Origin of the sequence: Nocardia barduliensis (assembly GCF_013315795.1) — a bacterium.
GTDB classification, from domain to species: Bacteria; Actinomycetota; Actinomycetes; order Mycobacteriales; family Mycobacteriaceae; genus Nocardia; species Nocardia barduliensis.
Map to the genome: position 1 here is coordinate 86951 of NZ_JABLTE010000004.1, position 19367 is coordinate 106317.

Annotated in this window: 16 protein-coding genes, 1 pseudogene and 1 riboswitch; of the genes and pseudogenes, 5 read left to right on the plus strand and 12 right to left on the minus strand. The window is 69.5% G+C overall.

Annotated elements, in window-relative coordinates; all coding sequences use genetic code 11:
* Position 1: 1 nt before the first annotated feature.
* The 4 genes from rnc to HOV91_RS03345 form a co-directional block, all read right to left on the minus strand.
* Entirely contained in the window at positions 2-715 is a 714-nt protein-coding gene (rnc, locus tag HOV91_RS03330) for a ribonuclease III (protein WP_174183932.1), read from the minus strand.
* Positions 716-735: 20 nt separating this feature from the next.
* Complete coding sequence (gene rpmF, locus HOV91_RS03335; RefSeq protein WP_043695426.1) at positions 736-918, minus strand: 50S ribosomal protein L32; 183 nt, start codon at positions 916-918, stop codon at positions 736-738.
* Positions 919-971: 53 nt separating this feature from the next.
* Positions 972-1601: a YceD family protein gene (locus tag HOV91_RS03340; protein ID WP_174183993.1), complete on the minus strand. Its 630-nt coding sequence runs from the start codon at positions 1599-1601 to the stop codon at positions 972-974.
* 97 nt (positions 1602-1698) lie between these two features.
* Positions 1699-2445, minus strand: coding sequence for a DivIVA domain-containing protein (locus HOV91_RS03345; protein ID WP_174183994.1), 747 nt, complete (start codon positions 2443-2445; stop codon positions 1699-1701).
* A 201-nt stretch (positions 2446-2646) separates the two neighbouring features.
* Between HOV91_RS03345 and HOV91_RS03350 the strand changes: the two genes are divergently transcribed.
* Positions 2647-3165 (plus strand): GtrA family protein, encoded by a 519-nt coding sequence (locus HOV91_RS03350; RefSeq protein WP_174183933.1) that lies wholly within the window; start codon positions 2647-2649, stop codon positions 3163-3165.
* 22 nt (positions 3166-3187) lie between these two features.
* On the opposite strand, the gene coaD is transcribed toward HOV91_RS03350, so the two are convergent.
* The 3 genes from coaD to HOV91_RS03365 are packed head-to-tail and all read right to left on the minus strand — an operon-like array spanning position 3188 to position 7690.
* Positions 3188-3673 (minus strand): pantetheine-phosphate adenylyltransferase, encoded by a 486-nt coding sequence (coaD, locus tag HOV91_RS03355; protein ID WP_174183934.1) that lies wholly within the window; start codon positions 3671-3673, stop codon positions 3188-3190.
* Positions 3674-3725: 52 nt separating this feature from the next.
* Complete coding sequence (gene rsmD / locus HOV91_RS03360; protein ID WP_174183935.1) at positions 3726-4289, minus strand: 16S rRNA (guanine(966)-N(2))-methyltransferase RsmD; 564 nt, start codon at positions 4287-4289, stop codon at positions 3726-3728.
* Positions 4286-7690 (minus strand): pyruvate carboxylase, encoded by a 3405-nt coding sequence (locus HOV91_RS03365; RefSeq protein ID WP_174183936.1) that lies wholly within the window; start codon positions 7688-7690, stop codon positions 4286-4288. The genes rsmD and HOV91_RS03365 overlap by 4 nt, the downstream gene beginning before the upstream one ends.
* A gap of 261 nt (positions 7691-7951) precedes the next feature.
* Positions 7952-8179: riboswitch (cobalamin riboswitch) on the plus strand.
* Positions 8180-8326: 147 nt separating this feature from the next.
* On the opposite strand from HOV91_RS03365, the gene metE reads away from it, so the two are divergent.
* On the plus strand, positions 8327-10597 hold the full coding sequence (metE, locus tag HOV91_RS03370) for a 5-methyltetrahydropteroyltriglutamate--homocysteine S-methyltransferase (RefSeq protein WP_438822625.1): 2271 nt from the start codon (positions 8327-8329) through the stop codon (positions 10595-10597).
* Between the two features lie 340 nt (positions 10598-10937).
* On the opposite strand, the gene HOV91_RS03375 is transcribed toward metE, so the two are convergent.
* The 3 genes from HOV91_RS03375 to prpB form a co-directional block, all read right to left on the minus strand.
* A complete protein-coding gene (locus tag HOV91_RS03375) occupies positions 10938-11309 on the minus strand; it encodes a nuclear transport factor 2 family protein (RefSeq protein WP_174183938.1) in 372 nt (123 codons plus the stop codon).
* A 120-nt stretch (positions 11310-11429) separates the two neighbouring features.
* Complete coding sequence (locus tag HOV91_RS03380) at positions 11430-12554, minus strand: bifunctional 2-methylcitrate synthase/citrate synthase (RefSeq protein WP_174183995.1); 1125 nt, start codon at positions 12552-12554, stop codon at positions 11430-11432.
* Positions 12555-12559: 5 nt separating this feature from the next.
* The gene (gene prpB, locus HOV91_RS03385) at positions 12560-13468 is read right to left on the minus strand and encodes a methylisocitrate lyase (protein ID WP_174183939.1); all 909 of its coding nucleotides are present in this window, start codon (positions 13466-13468) and stop codon (positions 12560-12562) included.
* A 44-nt stretch (positions 13469-13512) separates the two neighbouring features.
* On the opposite strand from prpB, the pseudogene HOV91_RS39675 reads away from it, so the two are divergent.
* A pseudogene (locus HOV91_RS39675) lies at positions 13513-13593 on the plus strand (hypothetical protein); the annotation flags it as partial.
* Positions 13594-13673: 80 nt separating this feature from the next.
* On the opposite strand, the gene HOV91_RS03395 reads toward HOV91_RS39675, so the two are convergent.
* On the minus strand, positions 13674-15197 hold the full coding sequence (locus HOV91_RS03395) for an MmgE/PrpD family protein (protein ID WP_174183940.1): 1524 nt from the start codon (positions 15195-15197) through the stop codon (positions 13674-13676).
* Positions 15198-15342: 145 nt separating this feature from the next.
* On the opposite strand from HOV91_RS03395, the gene HOV91_RS03400 reads away from it, so the two are divergent.
* Entirely contained in the window at positions 15343-16764 is a 1422-nt protein-coding gene (locus tag HOV91_RS03400; RefSeq protein WP_174183941.1) for a short-chain fatty acyl-CoA regulator family protein, read from the plus strand.
* Here HOV91_RS03400 and sigJ read toward each other — a convergent pair.
* Entirely contained in the window at positions 16743-17678 is a 936-nt protein-coding gene (gene sigJ, locus HOV91_RS03405) for an RNA polymerase sigma factor SigJ (RefSeq protein WP_174183942.1), read from the minus strand. The two genes, HOV91_RS03400 and sigJ, sit on opposite strands and share 22 nt — an antisense overlap.
* A 161-nt stretch (positions 17679-17839) precedes the next feature.
* Here sigJ and HOV91_RS03410 point away from each other — a divergent pair, with 161 nt between their 5' ends.
* Positions 17840-19303, plus strand: a complete 1464-nt coding sequence (locus HOV91_RS03410) for a DHA2 family efflux MFS transporter permease subunit (protein ID WP_312884449.1) — start codon at positions 17840-17842, stop codon at positions 19301-19303.
* The last annotated feature ends 64 nt before the right edge of the window (positions 19304-19367 follow it).

Sequence of the window (19367 nt, forward strand, 5' to 3'; positions counted from 1 at the left end):
GTCAGGTTTCGGCGGTCAGCGCCTCGTAGGCGGCCCCCGCGGCCTTCTGCTCGGCTTCCTTCTTGGACCGGCCGACGCCCTGCCCGTAGGCCCGGCCGCCGATCACCGTGGTGGCGGTGAATTCCTTGTCGTGGTCCGGCCCGGTCGAGGTGATCTCGTAACTGGGCACGCCGAGACCACGCTCGGCGGTGAGTTCCTGCAGACTGGTCTTCCAGTCCAGGCCGGCGCCCATCCGCGGGCCACGCTCGAGCAGGTCGGCGAACAGCCGCAACACCACCGAGCGCGCCACCTCGATGCCGTACTGGAGATGCACGGCGCCGAGCAGCGACTCCATGCCGTCGGCGAGGATGCTCTCCTTGTCGCGGCCGCCGGTGAGTTCCTCACCTTTGCCGAGCAGCAGGTGCGCACCGAGGCCGCCATCGCCGAGCCCACGGGCTACCTCCGCGAGGGCGCGCATGTTCACCACGCTCGCGCGCAGCTTGGCCAGCTCGCCCTCGCTCTTGGAGGGATGCTCATGATACAGCCGCTCGGTGATGCTCAGCCCGAGCACGGAGTCGCCGAGGAACTCGAGACGCTCGTTCGTCGGCAGACCGCCGTTCTCGTACGCGTAGGACCGATGGGTCAGCGCGAGACGCAGCAGATCCGGCTGCACGTCGACGCCCAAGGCTGCGAGCAGGCTGGCGTGTGCACCGGACGAGTCGGGTTCGTCGGTCACGTCGCTACAGGTCGTGAGGCTCAGACCGCGGCGGTGACCTGGCGGCCCTTGTAGGTGCCGCAGGACGGGCAGGCGATGTGCGGCAGGGTCTTCTCGCCGCAGGCGCGGTTCGGGCAGGTGATCAGGGCCGGCGCGACGGCCTTCCACTGGCTGCGCCGCGACCTGGTGTTGGAACGGGACATCCGGCGCTTGGGAACGGCCACGACTACTTCTCCTCTGTCCTAATTGCTTTGCCGGTTCGGCTGATCGGTCTTGCTCAGTGGTCCGGGTCGGCCGCACCCTCGTCGGGGCTGCCGGTGCCGGGCGATCCGGAGGCGAATTTAGCCAGTCCGGCCCAGCGGGGGTCAAGTATCTCATGCCGGTGGCCGGATCCCGCAATCGCCATCCGGATGCCGCATTCCGGGCACAGTCCCGGGCAATCCGGCGTGCACAGCGGCTGTAGCGGGAGCTCGAGGCCGACGGCGTCGATCACCACGGGTTCCAGATCGATGAGGTCGTCGACCATGCGGTAGACCTCGTCGTCCTCGGTGGTCTGCTCGGTCGCGCTGTCCGGGTAGGCGAACAGCTCGGTCACCCGCAGCGCGAGCTCGTCGGTGAACGACTCCAGGCAGCGCGAGCACTCCCCCTCGATCGGCGCGGACACCGTGCCGGTGACCAGCACACCTTCCGACACCGCCTGCAATTGCAGGTCGAGCTCCACCTGCGCGCCCACGGGGACGGCGATCAGATCCAGGCCGATCCGCTCCTCGGTGGTGACGGTGCGGCGCAACTCGCGCATGGTCCCCGGTCTGCGGCCGAGGCTGCGGACGTCCAGCACGAAACCCGCGTCCGGCGACCGGCGCTTGGCCGACTGGGGACGCGACGTGGAACCGGAACCGGCGGACATCACGAACTCACTCACGATCGGGGGTATACGGGCAACCACTCAACAATACGTGATCACGCGGTGCGCGCCCAAACGCGGCCGACCCCGCCCGGTGCCGCTACCTGCGGAATTCGGAGGCGTAGTCGGGTGCGCCCGCTCCGCTGCGCAGCTGATGCCGCCCCCGCCCGACCGTGCGCAGCGTGCTGGTCAGCGTCTCCTCGAAATCGGCCAGCCGGGAGTCGACGTAGTGGTCGCATTCCTCGCGCAGCCGGTCGGACTCGGCGTGCGCGGCATCGATCACCCTGGCCGATTCGGCATGCGCGGCGCGCACCACCTCGGTCTGGGTGACCAGCCGCTCCTGCTCGGCGAGACCTTCCGCGACGGAGCGGTCGTAGGCCGCCTTACCCGCCTCGATCATCCGCTCCGACTCCACCCGCGCCCGTCCGGTCAGCGCCTCGTACTCGGCGTTGCCGTCGGCCACCACGCGATCGGCCTCCTCCTGCGCGGAGGCGACCAGGTGATCGGCGTGCGCGCTCGCCTCGGCGACCATCCGGTCGGCGTGCGCCTTGGCGTCGGCCAGGATGCGGTCGGCTTCCTCGCGCGCCGAGCCGATGGTGCGCTCGGCCAGCTCGTTCGCCCCGGTCACGGTGGTCTCGGCCGCACTCCTGGCGTCGGAGACGATCTTGTCGCGATGGTCGAGCACGTCCTGCGCGTCGTCGAGTTCGCCGGGCAGCGCGTCGCGCACGTCGTCGAGTAGTTCGAGTACGTCGCCGCGCGGCACGATGCAGCTGCGGGTCGGCGGGATGCCGCGGGCCTCTTCGACGATGGCGACCAGTTCGTCGAGCGCTTCGAATACGCGATACATGCTCACTACCCTCCTGCTGACTCACGGCGAAACTCTCCGCCGACGCCCAGTGTGCCCCTCGTCACCGCTCGCGCCGAGTCACTTTCCGGTGTGTCGTGCGGGTGTCTTGCACGCCACAAAATCAAGTGGAGAGCTCCTCTCCGCTTCGTGTTACATTCGTCTGGAGGGTCGACCGAGATCTTCTGTTCGATCGGAAAGACGATGACTGTTCTGGAACTACCGCGACCGGCGGGAGTGAGCGCCACCAGCTTCTTCGTGCCGTGGGTGAGCCCGTATCCGGTACTGCCGAAGGCATCGGTCACGGCGCGGTTCGGACAGCTCGCCCGGTATCTGCGCGGCGACCGCGCCTTCGCACAGCTGATTCGTTTCGCGCTGGTCGGCGGATCCAGCAATATCGCCTACGTCCTGCTGTTCTTCGCCATGCACGGCGTCGGGCCGCTGGTCGCCAACGTGGTCGGCTCCCTCGTCAGCACCATGATCGCCAACGAGCTGCACCGCCAGCTCACCTTCCACGCCGCGGGGCGGGTCGGCTGGTTCACCGCACAGTGGGAAGGCGGCGGGCTCGCGCTGGTCGGGCTCGGCATCACCACCGCGGCCCTGGCCGCGCTGGGCGTGTGGGCGCCCGGGCTCGGGGACGGCGCCCAGGCCGCCGCGATCCTCGCGATCACCGCCGCGGTCGGCGGCATGCGCTTCCTGGCCCTGCGCGGCCTCGTCTTCTAGCTCTTGCGCTCGGCCGGAACTTCTAGCTCTTGCGCTCGGCCAGGCGGTCGAGCAGGCGCTTGTGCACCGAGGGGGGCAGCATGTCGCTGACCTCGCCGCCGTACGCGGCGACCTCCTTGACCAGGGAGCTGGACAGGAAGCTCAACGACGGGTTGGTGGCGATGAAGAAGGTGTCCACGCCGGAGAGCTTCTTGTTCATCTGGGCCATCTGCAGTTCGTAGCCGAAGTCGCCCGCGTCGCGCAGGCCCTTCACGATCGCGGTGACGCCCTGCTCCCGTGCGAAGTCCACCAGTAGGCCCTGCCACGACGCCACCCGGACGTTGCCCAGGTGGGCGGTCGACTCGCGCAGCATCTCCATGCGCTCCTCGACGGTGAACATGCCCTGCTTCTTCGGATTGATCATGACGGTGATGACGACCTCGTCGAACTGGGCTGCCGCCCGGGTGAAGACGTCGAGGTGGCCGTAGGTCACGGGGTCGAACGATCCGGGGCACAGTGCTCCTGCCATGAGCCGACGCTAGCAGGGCGCGGGCGGCCCGGCACCAGTGGCCGACCCGCGCCTATCGGTCCGGCTCGAACTCCGCGAGATCGATGCGCGTTTCGCCGTACCGGCGCGACTTCGCCGGGACGAAGCCTGCGGGCCAGACTATTTCGGGCGAACGCGCCGAACGCTCCAGCACGAGAACCGCCCCGGGACGCAGCCACTCGTGCTCGGCGAGCGCGCACAGGTCGGCGAGCACCGCGGCGTTGTCCACCGCGTAGGGCGGGTCGGAGAAGACCACGTCGAAAAGCCCCGCCCCGCCCAGTCGCAGCACGGAGGCCACCGTCGCGACCCGCAATTCGGCGCCGGGCAGCCCGAGGTCGGCGATATTGCCGCGCACCACCGCGGCCGCCTTGCGGTCGGACTCGACGAGCAGCGCGTGTCCGGCGCCTCGCGAGAGCGCCTCGAGCCCGAGTGCTCCGGAACCCGCGTACAGGTCGAGGACGCGGGCGCCCGTGAAGTCCAAGCGGGCGTCCAACGCGCTGAACAGTGCTTCCCGCACCCGGTCGGAGGTCGGCCGGGTGCCCGACGGCGGCACCCGAAGGCGCCGCCCGCCCGCCGTTCCGGCGACGATCCGCGTCATCCCGCGGACGACTCCCGCACCGCCAGTTCGATGAGCAGGTCGCCGCCCTCCACCTGCTGCACGGCGCCGATGGCGACGCGACCGACGATGCCCGCGCGGGGCGCGGTGATCGCGGCTTCCATCTTCATGGCCTCGATGGTGCCGATGGTGTCGCCGGCCGCGACCGAATCACCTTCCGACACCGCCAGGGTGACGACACCGGCGAACGGCGCGGCGATGTGGCCGGGGTTGGCCTTGTCGGCTTTCTCGGCGGCCGGTATCTCGCTGGCGATCGACCGGTCGCGGACCGAGACCGGCCGCAGCTGGCCGTTGAGGATGCACATCACCGTGCGCATGCCGCGCTCGTCGGGTTCGGAGATGGCCTCCAGGCCGATGAGCAGGGTGACGCCCTTCTCCAGCTGCACCCGGTGCTCTTCGCCGCGGCGCAGGCCGTAGAAGAACTGATTGGCCGACAGTCCGGAGGTGTCGCCGTACTTCTCGCGGTGGGCGAGGAATTCGGCGGTCGGGCCGGGGAACAGCAGCCGGTTCAGCGTCGCCCTGCGCTCCTCGGAGCTGCCGGCCAGCCCCTTCTCGTCCGCGGGCGTCAACGGTGTCTCGGGCTTGGCCGCACCACGCCCGGCCAGGGCTTTGCTGCGGAACGGTTCGGGCCAGCCACCGGCCGGGGTGCCGAGTTCGCCGCGCAGGAACCCGATCACCGAGTCCGGGATGTCGTAGCGGCCCGGGTCGGCGGCGAAGTCCTCCACCTCGACGCCGGTGCCGACCAGCGCCAGCGCCAGGTCACCGACGACCTTCGAGGACGGCGTGACCTTGACCAGGCGGCCCAGCAGCCGATCTGCGGCGGCGTATTTCGCCTCGACCTCTTCGAACCGGTCGCCCAACCCGAGCGCGATCGCCTGCTGGCGCAGGTTCGACAACTGACCGCCGGGGATCTCGTGGGTGTAGACGCGGCCGGTGGGCGCGGGCAACCCGGACTCGAACGGCGCGTACACCTTGCGCAGCGCTTCCCAGTACGGTTCCAGATCGCACACGTTCTGCAGGTTCAACCCGGTGTCGTACTCGCTGTGCGCCGCGGCGGCGACGATCGCCGAGAGCGCGGGCTGGCTGGTGGTACCGGCCATCGCGGCGCTCGCGCCGTCGACCGCGTCCGCGCCCGCCTGCCACGCGGCCAGGTAGGTGGCCAGCTGCCCGCCGGGGGTGTCGTGCGTGTGCACGTGCACCGGCAGATCGAAATTGCTGCGCAGCGCGGTGACCAGCGTGGTCGCGGCCGGGGCGCGCAACAGTCCGGCCATGTCCTTGATCGCCAGCACGTGCGCGCCCGCGTCGACGATCTGCTCGGCCAGCTTCAGGTAGTAGTCCAGGGTGTAGAGCGACTCGTCCGGATTCGACAGATCCCCGGTGTAGCTCATCGCGACCTCCGCGATCGCGGTGCCGGTCTCGCGGACCGCGTCGATGGCCGGACGCATCTGGTCGACGTTGTTGAGCGCGTCGAAGATCCGGAAGATGTCGATACCCGTGGCCGTCGCCTCGGAGACGAACGCGCGGGTCACCGCCTCCGGGTACGGGGTGTAACCGACGGTGTTACGGCCACGCAGCAGCATCTGCAGACAGATGTTCGGGACAGCTTCGCGCAGCGCCGCCAAGCGCTCCCACGGGTCCTCGTACAGGAACCGCAAGCCCACGTCGTAGGTCGCGCCGCCCCACGCCTCGATCGACAGCAACTCCGGCGTCAAGCGCGCGACATGCCCCGCCACCCCGAGCAGGCCGTTGGTGCGCACGCGGGTGGCCAGCAGCGACTGGTGCGCGTCGCGGAAGGTGGTGTCGGTGACCCCGACCGCCTTCTGCTCCCGCAATGCCCGCGCGAAACCTTCCGGTCCCAGCCGCAGCAGCCGCTGCCGGGAGCCGTCCGGCGGCGGCACGCTCAGATCGATCGCGGGCAGCTTGTCGTGCGGGTACACCGTGGTCGGCCGCTCGCCGTGCGGCTTGTTCACGGTGACGTCGGCCAGGTAGTCCAGGATCTTGGTGCCTCGGTCGGCGGACCGGCGCAGGGTCAGCAGCTGCGGGCGCTCGTCGATGAACGAGGTGGTCACCCGGCCTGCCTTGAAGTCGGGATCGTCCAGCACCGCGAGCAGGAACGGAATGTTGGTGGACACGCCGCGAATCCGGAATTCCGCCAGCGCCCGGCTCGCCCGCGCCACCGCCGCACCGAAGTCGCGGCCCCGACAGGTGAGCTTGACCAGCATGGAGTCGAAATAGGCGCCGATCTCCGCGCCCAGGTTCGCGCCGCCGTCCAGGCGGATGCCCGCGCCGCCCGGCGTGCGGTAGGCGGTGATCCGGCCGGTGTCGGGACGGAACCCGTTGGCCGGGTCCTCGGTGGTGATCCGGCACTGCAACGCCGCGCCCCGGATGGTCACCGCGTCCTGGCTCAGGCCCAACTGCTCGAGGGTCTCGCCCGCGGCGATGCGCAGCTGCGACTGCACCAGGTCGACGTCGGTGATCTCCTCGGTCACCGTGTGCTCCACCTGGATGCGCGGGTTCATCTCGATGAACACGTGGTTGCCGCGCTCGTCCAGCAGGAATTCCACGGTGCCCGCGCACGAGTAACCGATCTGCCGGGCGAACGCGACCGCGTCGGCGCAGATACGTTCGCGCAGCGCGGGATCCAGATTCGGCGCGGGCGCCAGCTCGATCACCTTCTGATGCCGCCGCTGCACCGAGCAGTCCCGCTCGAACAGGTGCATCACATTGCCGTGCTGGTCGGCCAGGATCTGCACCTCGATGTGGCGTGGGTTCACCACCGCCTGCTCCAGGAACACCGTCGGGTCACCGAAGGCCGACTCCGCCTCCCGCGAAGCCGCCTCGATCGACTCGCGCAGTTGCTCGGGCGCCGCGACCCGGCGCATACCGCGCCCGCCGCCGCCCGCGACCGCCTTGACGAAGATCGGGTACGTCAACTCCCGCGCCGCGGCGAGCAGTTCGTCGATGTCCGACGACGGGGCGCTGGAACGCAGCACCGGCAGCCCGGCCGCCTTGGCCGCCGCGATGGCGCGCGCCTTGTTACCCGCCAGCTCGAGCACCTCGGCCGAAGGGCCGATGAAGGTGATGCCCTCGCGCGCGCACGCCGCCGCCAGATCCGGGTTCTCCGATAAGAACCCGTACCCCGGATAGATCGCGTCCGCCCCCGCCGACTTGGCCGCCTCGATGATCGCCTCGATCGACAGGTAAGCCCGCACCGGATGGCCGGGCTCCCCGATCTGGTACGACTCCGCCGCCTTCAACCGATGAACCGAATTGCGGTCCTCGTAGGGGAACACGGCGACCGTCCCGATGCCGAGTTCGTACGCCGCGCGGAAGGCTCGGATGGCGATCTCGCCACGGTTGGCAACCAGAACTTTCGAGAACATTGACCTAAGGTACCCGCCAGCCTGAACCGCACCGACACGCAATCCCCCTTCGCAAACCTCTTCACAAGACCAACTAGCACTGTTGCGAAGTTGCGTTCACCAGGCCGACACATGGGCGACGGAGCAGCAACCGGTGCGCTGTCCGGAAACCGGGGCGGTTCCGGGCCGGTCGCCCCGCGTCCTATGCTGAGTGGGCAGCTGGTTCACCGCGGCACGACGAGATGGAGCCCCGACGTCGCGCGACGGAGTCGAGCCCGCCCGTGCGGCGACGTCACGGCGGGTGAGAGGGAACCCGGTGGGAATCCGGGACTGTCCCGCAGCGGTATGCAGGAACGACCGCCGTCACCACGCACTGAGTCCACCGAGCCGAAGGCTCCGCGACTTGGGAAGCGACGGCCAGTAGGTCGGCCATCGGGAGCGCCCGGCACATGCCAGGCCCCCCGGCCGGTGCCCGCGAGTCCGAAGACCTGCCAGCCGTGCCGGGTACGCCGTACCCGGCGGCCACCGCCTCGTGGATTGGGCGTGCGGATCACCAGCTGACGTGCCGGGCTCCTCGGCCGGGAACATCCCGGCATGTCAAAAGGTTCTCCGCTGCCCGTACGGCGATGGCTTTCTCATCCTCAGCAATGGAGAAACATCGTGACTGTTGCACAGCAAAAGCCGTTCACGGCAACGGTTCTCGGGCTACCACGAGTGGGGCCCCGACGGGAGCTGAAGCGGGCCACCGAAGCCTATTGGGCAGGCAAGATCGGTGCCGACCAGTTGCACGCCGTGGCGCGCGGCCTGCGGCATGCCCAGCTCACCGAATCGCGGGCCGCCGGCCTGGACTCGATTCCGGTCGGCACGTTTTCCTACTACGACCAGATGCTCGACACCGCCGTCCTGCTCGGCGCGCTGCCGCCGCGGGTCGCCGGGATCGCGGACCCGCTGGAACGGTATTTCGCCGCCGCGCGCGGCACCGACACCGTCGAGCCCTTGGAGATGACCAAGTGGTTCGACACCAACTACCACTACCTCGTCCCGGAGATCGGCCCGGACACCGCGTTCTCGCTGCACCCGGAGAAGCTGCTGGCGGAACTGTCCGAAGCACTCGAGCTGGGTGCGCCCGCGCGACCGGTGGTGATCGGCCCGATCACCTTCCTGAAGCTGGCGAAGGCAGGCGGCGGCTCGGCGCTCGCCCGGCTGATCGAGCTGCTGCCGCTGTATCGGGAGCTGCTGCGCAGACTGGCCGCCGCCGGGGCGCAGTGGGTGCAGATCGACGAGCCCGTGCTGGTCACCGACCTCACGGCGGAGGAGATCGGCTTGGTGCAGGTCACCTACGACGAGCTCGCCGAGGCCACCGATCGTCCGGCGATCCTCGTCGCGACCTACTTCGGGCAGCCGGGTGACGCGCTCGCGGCCCTGGCGAGCACCGACGTGGAGGCAGTCGCCCTCGACTTCACCTCCGGGGCCGACGTCGCCGCGGTGGCGAGCCTGCCCGCATTGGCGGGCAAGCTGGTCGTCGCGGGAGTGGTGGACGGTCGCAATGTGTGGCGCACCGATCTCGACCGCGCCCTGTCCACCCTCGGTACCTTGCTGGGATCCGCTGCGCACGTGGCGGTTTCGACTTCCTGCTCGTTGCTGCACGTGCCCTACACCCTGGCCGCGGAGACGCGGCTGGACCAGCGGCTGCGGTCCTGGCTGGCGTTCGGCGCGGAGAAGGTGGCCGAGGTCCGCCTGCTCGCGATCGGGCTGAGCGAGGGCACGGAGGCCATCGAGGCCGACTTGGCCGCGGGTCGCGCGGCACTGGCCTCGCGGAAGTCGGACCCGCGGCTCGACGACGCCCGCGTGCGCGCCAGGCTGGCCGGATTCGGGCCGGACGCCGCCCGTCGCGCCCCCGCCGAGCAGCGCCGGGAACTGCAACGGGACCTGCTGCGGTTGCCCGCGCTGCCGACCACGACGATCGGTTCCTACCCGCAGACCGCGAGCATCCGGCTGGCGCGCGCGGCGCTGCGCAAGGGCGAGATCGATCAGGCGGAGTACGTGCGCCGGATGCGCGCCGAGATCGCGGCCGTGATCGCGCTCCAGGAGGAACTGGGGCTGGACGTGCTGGTGCACGGCGAGCCGGAGCGCAACGACATGGTGCAGTACTTCGCCGAGCAGCTCGACGGGTTCGCGGCGACCGAGCACGGATGGGTGCAGTCCTACGGGACGCGCTGCGTGCGGCCGCCGATCCTGTTCGGCGACGTGGCGCGGCGCAACCCGATGACCGTCGAGTGGATCGGCTACGCGCAGTCGCTCACCGGCAAGCCGGTGAAAGGCATGCTGACCGGCCCGGTGACCATTCTGGCGTGGTCCTTCGTGCGCGACGACCAGCCCATGGGCGAGTCCGCCCGCCAGGTGGCGCTGGCGATCCGGGACGAGACCGTCGACCTGGAGGCCGCGGGCATCCGGATCATCCAGGTCGACGAACCCGCCCTGCGGGAACTGCTTCCGTTGCGGGCGGCCGATCAGCCCGAGTACCTGGAGTGGTCGGTGGGGTCGTTCCGGCTGGCGACCTCCGGGGTGTCCGACGCGACACAGATCCACACGCATCTGTGCTACTCGGAGTTCGGTGACGTGATCGATGCGATCGCCGGACTGGACGCCGACGTCACGTCGATCGAAGCGGCGCGCTCCCGCATGGAGGTGCTCGACGACCTCAATGCGGCGGGATTCGACCTCGGGGTCGGGCCGGGTGTCTACGACATCCACTCGCCCAGGGTCCCCGGCGTCGACGAGATCACCATGTCGCTGCGCGCGGCACTGAAAGCCGTTCCGGCCGAACGCCTCTGGGTGAATCCGGACTGCGGCCTGAAGACCAGGGGACGCGTCGAGGTGGAGGCCGCGCTGCGCAACATGGTCGCCGCGGCGGCAGCGGTGCGGTGACCCGCCCCTGACCGAAGACCGGTGCCCCCTTCGCCGCGCGAAGGGGGCACCGAGTCTTTCCTCAGCCGGATTCCGGTTCCGGCCGGGGCGGCTGCCGCCGCCGCGAGGTGTACCGATCACAGGGCTCCTCCCGCCGCGTCACCGGTAACTCCCGCGCTCGCGCCCGCATCCCCCGCCGCCACGCCGTATGACATCCGGAACAACGCTCCACCGGCCACCCCTCCTCAAACGTCGACTACCGTCTTTCCCCTCTTGCCCTACTTCGACGCACCCACCCCCGATTCGGTTCCCGCATTGGCGGCGAGTATCACTCGACACCGCATGCGGCGGAGACGGAGCTCTACAGGCCGAACGCTCGGTTGATGGCGGCCATGTCGAAATAGTCGCGCCAGACGGTGATGGCGCCGTCGGTGACTTCGAAGAAGCCCATGACGGGGAGCGGGGTATCGCGGCCGGCGGAGCGGAGGGTGTCGGTGCGTTCGTTCATGACAACTGTGCCGGATGCGATCTGATGGTGGATATCGAAGTCGATGGCGTCGAAGGTGGTCAGGAAGCCCGCGATGAAGTCCCGGATGGCGGTGCGGCCGACGATGGGTTCCATGGGGATGTTGTGGTAAACGGCGTCCTCGGCGAAGTAGGCGCTGATCCGATCCGGGTCGGGGTCGGACCAGCTGCGGCACATCGCACGCACGAGTTCGTCGGGGTCGGACATCAGCTTGCTCGCTTTCCTGCTGCCGGAGGGCGGGACACCGGACCCGATTCAACCAAGCAATCGTTCGGTTGGGAAGAGATCGCGCCCGCCCGGCCTTTTCCGGTGACAGGTCCGCTCGTTTCAGTGGCTGACGACCAGTTCCCGCTGTGGAACCCCGTGGTACGCCGACAGCGGCCGGATCAGCGCGTTCGAGGCCACCTGCTCGATGATGTGCGCGGTCCACCCGGTGATCCGGCTCATCACGAAGATCGGCGTGAACATCGCGATGTCGAACCCCATCAGGTAATAGGCGGGTCCCGCGGGGAAATCCAGATTCGGCTCGATACCGGTGGCCTCGTCCATCGCGCGTTCCAGCGCGGCGGCCACCCGTAGCCAGTGCTCGCCGCCGGTGACCGCCGCGACCTGCGCCAGTTCCGCCCGCATGGTCGGCACCCGGGAATCGCCGTTGCGGTAGACCCGATGCCCGAAGCCCATCACCCTCTGCTTGTCGGCGAGCTTGGCGCGCACCCATTCCTCGGCCAGTTCCGGTTCGCCGATCTCCAGCAGCGCGCGCATGACGGCCTCGTTCGCGCCGCCGTGCAGCGGGCCCTTCAGCGCCCCGATCGCGGCCGTGACCGCGCTGTAGATGTCCGACCGCGTGGAGGTCACCACCCGGGCGGCGAAGGTGGAGGCGTTGAAGCCGTGCTCCGCGTACAGGATCAGCGACGTCTCGAACGCCCGGACGATCCGCGCATCGGGTATCGCGCCGAAGCACATGTTCAGGAAGTTCGCCGCGAAACCCAGGTGCGAATGCGGCGCGACGGGCTCCAGCCCACGTCGCCGCCGCATATCGGCGGCGATGACGGTGGGCAGTACCGCGGTCAGGCGCAGCGCCTTGGCCAGCAGTGCCCGCCGTGCGGTGGCGCCCGAAAGGTCCTCCTCCGGGTCCTCGGCCCCCAGATAACTCACCACCGTCCGCACCACGTCCATCGGATGACAGGAGTCGGGCATCTTCTCGATCAGCGAGAGGACCGACCGGTCGACCCGCCGCTGGGTGCGTTCGCGCTGACACAGCAGCTCAAGTTGCGCGGCGTCGGGCAGCTCGCCGTACCAGAGCAGGTATGCGACCTCCTCGAATCCACAGTGCCGCGCCAGATCCGGCACCGCGTAGCCGCGATAGGTCAACGAGTTGGTCTCCGGCACCACCTTCGAGATGGCGGTGGTGTCGACCACCACTCCGGCCAGGCCCTTCTTGATCTCGGTCATGTCGCTCACTCGCTCACGGTGAAGGTGAATATGCCTGCGTCGAAAGCGTTGTATTGCTCGTAGCGCAGCAGTTCGTAGAGCCGGGACCGGTGCTGCATGGTCCCCAGCAGCGCGGCCTGCGTCCCGGTTCGGTCGATCTCGCGCAGCCCTTGCTCCACGGCGTACATGGCCAGCCGCAGCGTGGTCACCGGATAGATGACCGCGTTGTAGCCGAGGTCCTCGAGCGCCTGCGCGGACAACAGCTCGGACTTACCGAACTCGGTCATGTTGGCCAGTAGCGGGATTTCCACCGCGGCGCGGAATTCCGCGAACTCCGCCGCGTCGGCCAGTGCTTCGGTGAAGATCAGGTCCGCGCCCGCGCCCGCGTAGGCCTTGGCCCGGTCGATCGCGGCGGCCAGTCCTTCGGTGCCGCGCGCGTCGGTGCGCGCGCAGACGACGAAGTCCGGGTCGCGGCGGGCCGAGACGGCGGCGCGCAGGCGGCGCACCATGTCCTCGACCGGCACGACGGCCTTGCCGTCGAGGTGCCCGCAACGTTTCGGGTTGACCTGATCCTCGATGTGACAGCCCGCAAGTCCAGCGTCCTCCAGGAGGGTCACCGTGCGCGCGGCGTTCATCGGCTCCCCGAAGCCGGTGTCGGCGTCGACCAGCACCGGGAGGTCGGTGACCCGGGCGATCTGCTGCCCGCGCGCGGCAACCTCGCTGAGCGTGGTCAGGCCGATGTCGGGCAAGGCGAGTTCGGCCGACACCACCGCGCCCGAGACGTAGACGCCTTCGAACCCGATCTCCTGGATCAACCGGGCCACCAGCGGATCGAACGCGCCCGGCAGCCGCTGGATCCGCCCCGAGCCGAGACCGGCGCGCAAGGCCGCGCGCTTCTGCCCCGCGGTCGTCGCCGACGCCAGCAGACCGGTCATCGTGCCCACCGCCCTGCGCTCATCGCATCGCCGAAGCGGAACCGATGCGACTGATCACCGGCAGCGATGACGCGCGCCGCTGCGCCGGCGTCAGCGAACTGCTCGCGCAGGGCCACCGGCCGCACGGATCGCCCGCTGTCGGCTTCGACGGCGAGAACGTGATCGCCGCGCAGGCGGCGATCCGGGAGGAGGACCGCCGCGCGCATCAGAAGATCCCTTCGGCGATCCGCGGCGCCCGGGACAGCACCTCGTCGGACACGGTGAGATCGAGTTGGTCCAGCTCACCGGCGGCCAGATCCGGCGTCCGCTGGGCCGCGTCGAGAAAGCGCTCCTGCTCGGCCGGGTCGAGCACCCCCTCGGCCAGGGTGCGGAACTTGGCGATGTACTGCGCCCGGCCGAACGGACGCGCTCCCAGCGGATGCGCGTCGGCGACGGCCAATTCGTCGACGATCGTCTCCCCGCTGGCCAGCGTGACGACGGCGCGCGCGCCGAACGCCTTCGCACCGGGGTCGGTGGCGTGGTAGCGCCGGGTCCACTCCGGGTCCTCGGTCGTGCTGATCTTGCGCCACAGCGCGATGGTGTCCGGCCGCCGCGCCCGCTGCGGCGCGTACGAGCGCTCGTGGTGCCAGGTCCCGTCCTGCAAGGCCACCGCGAAGATGTAGGGCACCGAATGATCGAGTGTCTCGCGACTGGCGTGCGGATCGAACTTCTGTGGATCGCCGGAGCCGGTGCCGATCACCACGTGCGTGTGCCGGCTGGTGTGCAGCACGATCGAGGCGATCCGCGCCGGATCGCCGATCCGCGCCCGCATCCGGAACGCGAGATCGATCGGCGCCTGACTCTGGTATTCGGCCGAGTGCTGTTTGGTGTAGCTGTCCAGAATCGCGCGCTTGGCCTCGCCGGGGCCGGGCAGCGGCACCAGGTATTCGGCGTCCGGCCCGCCGAGCAACCGGGCGATCACGCCGTCGGCGCCCTCCCAGATCGGCGCGGGCGCACCCTCGCCGCGCAGGGCGCGATCCACCGCCTCGACCGCCGTCTTGCCCGCGAAGGCGGGTGCGTATGCCTTCCAGCTGGAGATCTCTCCCTTGCGGGACTGCCGCGTCGCCGTTGTGGTGTGCAGGGCCTGGCCGAGCGCCTGGTAGATGGTCTCGGTGTCGAGCCCGAGCAGCGTGCCGATTCCCGCCGCGGCGGAGGGACCGAGGTGGGCGACGTGGTCGACCTTGTGCTCGTGCAGGCAGATCCCGCGCGCCAGGTCGATCTGGATCTCGTAGCCGGTGGCCAGCCCGCGGATCAGCTCGGCGCCGCTGCGACCGAGATGCTGGGCAACGGCCACGATGGGCGGGATGTTGTCACCCGGATGCGCGTACTCCGCGGCGAGGAACGTGTCATGGAAGTCCAGCTCCCGCACCGCGACACCGTTGGCCCACGCGGCCCACTCGGGCGAAACCCGCTGCCGGGCCGGCAGGCCGAAGACCGTGGCACCGTGCCTGCCCGTCCGCGGCCGGTAGGGCTGCGCGGTGGCCTGGGCGCGCGCGGCGGTCACGGGGCGGCGTGTCAGCGAAGCGGCGGCTACCGCGGCGTTGTCGATGATCCGGTTGACGATCATCTCGCCCACTTCGGCGGTGACTTCAACCTGGTCGGCGGCCACTTCGGCGATCTTGGTGGCGAGATGCTCCGAGCGCGGGAACTGCTCGGCGGCGGAACGGGCCCGTACTGAGTGCGTTTTCATGCGTCCTCCACGACACGGCGACAATTTCTCTTCGCACGCTACGCAGATCGGGCAGGACACTTAATACCTCGCAAAAGCATATTTTCGTGGGTAAGAACGCGTGTTTTTGCGATGATTGCGAATAAGCGCAGCTACCATCGTGCACGTGCGCAAGATGTATGCGGGCGCCCGGCTTCGGCGATTGCGCGAAGAGCGGAGGATGACTCAGGCGGCTCTGGCGAAATCGCTGGACCTGTCGCCGAGCTATCTCAACCAGCTCGAGCGCGACCAACGCCCCCTCACCATTCCCGTACTGCTGAAACTGAATTCCACCTTCGACCTCGACGTCCAGTTCTTCGCCGCCGATTCGGACGCGCGTCTCGTGTCCGACCTGCACGAAGTGCTGGTGGACGCCGCGGGCGGGCACACCGCGCCGCTGACCGAAGTCGAGGAACTGGCGACCCGCCAGCCGGAGGTCGCCAGGATCGTGGTCGCGATGCATCGCCGACTACGCGCCGCCACCGACCAGCTCGACCTGCTCTCCGCACGGGTCTCCGCGCCCGCCGGCGCGCCCGGGGTGCCGATGCCCTACGAGGACGTGCGGGATTTCTTCTACGACCACCACAATCACATTCCGCAGCTGGACATCGCCGCCGAGCAGCTGTTCGAGAACTCGGGGCTCACCATCGGCTCCCTCGATCGCCAGCTCGCCAGGATCGCCGAGGAACGCGCCGGCGTGACCGTTCTGGTGCGCGGCGACGGCGCCGACCCCACCGTCCCCAAACGGCACTACGACCCGGAGACCCGCACGCTCACCCTCGCCCGGCGGTTGCGGCCCGGCCAGCGCGCCTTCCAGATCGCCACCACGCTCGGCTTCCTGCTGTACGGGGCGGAGCTGGACGGCGTCCTGGCCGAAACCCCGTCGCTCACCGGCGAATCCCGCACGCTGGCGCGGATCGGGCTGGCCAACTACTTCGCGGGCGCGCTGGTGCTGCCGTACGGGCGATTCCTGCGCTCGGCCGAGGAACTGCACTACGACATCGACCTGCTCGGCCTGCGTTTCGAGGTCGGCTTCGAAACCATCTGCCATCGGCTCAGCACCTTGCAGCGGCAGGGACAGCGCGGCGTTCCGTTCTTCTTCGTGCGCACCGACCGCGCGGGCAACATCTCCAAACGGCAGTCCGCCACCGCGTTCCATTTCTCCCGGGTCGGCGGCAGTTGCCCGCTGTGGGTGGTGCACGAGGCCTTCGCCCACCCCGGCCGCGTCCTCACCCAGATCGCCGAGATGCCCGACGGCCGCCGCTATCTGTGGGTCGCCCGCACCGCCGCGATCGCACCGCACGGGTTCGGCACCGCGGCGAAGAACTTCGCGATCGGTCTCGGCTGCGACATCGAGTACGCCGACCGCTTGGTGTACTCGGCCGGGTTGCAGCTGGACGATCCGGGCACCGCGGTCCCGATCGGCGCGGGCTGCAAGGTGTGCGAGCGTCCCGCGTGCCCGCAACGCGCCTTCCCACACATCGGCAGCCCGTTGGCGGTCACCGAATACACCAGCACCGACCTGCCCTACCCGCGAGTCGGGCGCTGACCGGTCCTGATTCCGGTGAGCTTGTCCGGATTCGCCACGGCGTAGATCGCCCTGATCAGCTCGGTGGTTGCGTCCACATCGAGCACCACCACCGCGAATGGTGCGCCCGCCGAGAAGATCAGCACGGCCTGGTCGCCGTTCACGACGCGGTGTCCGATAGCGAGATCGGGGACGTGGCTGCGCACTTTCGGGCTGCCGATCAGGCGAGCGACCTTGTCCCGGCCGTGGATCGGCCGCAGCGCGGCGGTGCGCTTGCCGCCGCCGTCGGACCAGAACGCCACGTCCGGGGCGAGCAGTTCCAGCAATCCGGCCAGGTCGCCGTCCAACTGGGCGGCGAGAAACTTCTCGGTCACCCGCCGCTGGGTGCGCGGGTCGGCGCGGCGGCGCGGCCGCCGGGCGTGCACGTGCTCCCTGGCGCGATGCGCGAGCTGACGAATCGACGCGGGCGCGCGGCCGAGCATTTCGGCGATGTCGGTGTGCGGATAGCCGAACACCTCGTGCAGCACGAAGACCGCCCGCTCCAGCGGGGTGAGCGTCTCCAGCACGACGAGCACGGCCATGGACACCGACTCGGCGCGCAGCGCGCCCTGTGCGGCGTCCTCGACGAGATAGTCGCTCGCCGTGTCGGCGACCAGCGGCTCGGGTAGCCACGGGCCGACGTAGGTTTCCCGCCTCCGGTTGATCGCCGCCCGCCGGGCGAGTGCCTGGTTGACCGCGATGCGCACCAGATACGCCCGGGGATGCCGGATTTCCGCGCCGCCGTCGCGCAGGCGCGCGACCCAGGACAGCCAGGTCTCCTGAAGCACGTCCTCGGTGTCGGCGACGCTGCCGAGCATCGTGTAGACCAGCGAGAACAGCAGTTCCCGGTGATCGGCGAACACCACTGTGGCGGCCTCGTCCGCGGTCTCGGTCATGGGTTCTCCTTCGGTCTCACCTATAGGAGCGAGACAGTTGCGGATTTCGTGATGCCGGTGCGCGAACTGTGATCCGTCTCTCGCCCTGTCACACCCTCCCGCCGCCGCGGGCTCTCGGTTCGCAACGGATGACAACGTCCGCACGGAGAGAGGACATCGGAGTGACCGCACCCACCGAAACACCATCGTTCCTATCCACCCGCCGCGGCAAGCTCACGCTGGCGCTGCTGTGCACGGTCGCCTTCCTGGACTTCGTCGATGGGTCCATCGTCAATGTCGCATTGCCGACCATCCAGCGCGAGCTGGGCATGTCGGTGCCGACCCTGCAATGGGTGACCAGCGGTTACCTGCTGACCTACGGCGGGCTGCTGCTGCTCGGCGGCAGACTGGCCGATCTGCTCGGACGCCGCCGGGTTCTGACGGCGGGCACCGTGATCATCGGCGTGGCCTCCGCGCTCGGCGGACTGGCCGACAGCAGTGGGCTGCTGATCGGGGCCCGCTTCGCCCAGGGCATCGGCGCGGCGTTGATGCTGCCCGCCGCCCTGTCCATTCTCACCTCCAGTTTCCGGGAAGGCTCCGATCGGCATACCGCCGTCGGGATCTGGGGCGGCGCGGCCGGTCTGGCCTCGGCGGCCGGGGTGTTCCTGGGCGGGGTGATCACCGAAGGGCCGGGGTGGCGCTGGGTCTTCTACGTGAACACGCCGGTCTGCGTGCTCGTCCTGGTGACCATCCCGTTGCTGATCCCGAACGATCAGCGCAACGACCTCCGGCGCGGTTTCGACATCATTGGAACGTTCCTGGCGACCGCGGGCCTGATGACACTCGTCTACGGCTTGGTGAAGGCGCCCGAATACGGTTGGGACGACGCGCGCACGATCGGTGTGCTGGGTGTCGCGGTGGCACTGCTCGTCGCGTTCGTCGCCCACGAGCGCACCGCCGCAGACCCGCTGGTCCCGCTGTCGATCTTCGGCATTCGCGGCTTGGCCGCGGCCAACCTGACGCACTTGGTGATCGCCGCGGGCATGCTCTCGATGTTCTTCTTCGTCACGTTGTACATGCAGAGCGTGCTCGGTTACGGGGAATTCGAGGCGGGCGTCGCCTACCTGCCGGTGAGCTGCACGATCGGCGTCGCCGCCGGACTGGCGACGAAGTACTTCGCCAAGACCGGAACCCGGATCTTCACCGTGCTCGGGTCACTGCTGTGCGGGCTGGGCGTGCTGCTGCTGTCGCGCATGTCGGTCGAGGGGTCCTACCTCACCGACCTGCTGCCGGGAATGCTGGTGATGTCGGTGGGGGCGGGCGCGGTCTTCGTCGCGAACACCACCGCGGCGAACGCGGGCGTGCCCGCCGAGCAGGCGGGTCTGGCCGCCGCGATGCTCAACACCGGTCAGCAACTGGGCGGGGCACTGGGTTTGGCGGTGCTCACCGCCGTGGCGACCTCGCACACCAACGCGCGTCTGGCGGCCGGTCACGCGCCGATCGAGGCGATGAACGCGGGATTCGCGCGGGCCCTGTTCGTCGGTGGCGTCATCGGTGTGGTCGCCGCGATCGTGGGGTTGTGGACCGTCAATGCGCGCGGGGACGCCGGGTCCAGCGCATCCGCCACCGAAACCATGGCGGTCTGAGCCCGAGGTGGCCGGGAGTCCGACGGCTCCCGGCACCTCGTCGTCGCAGAAGCGCTCGGTTACG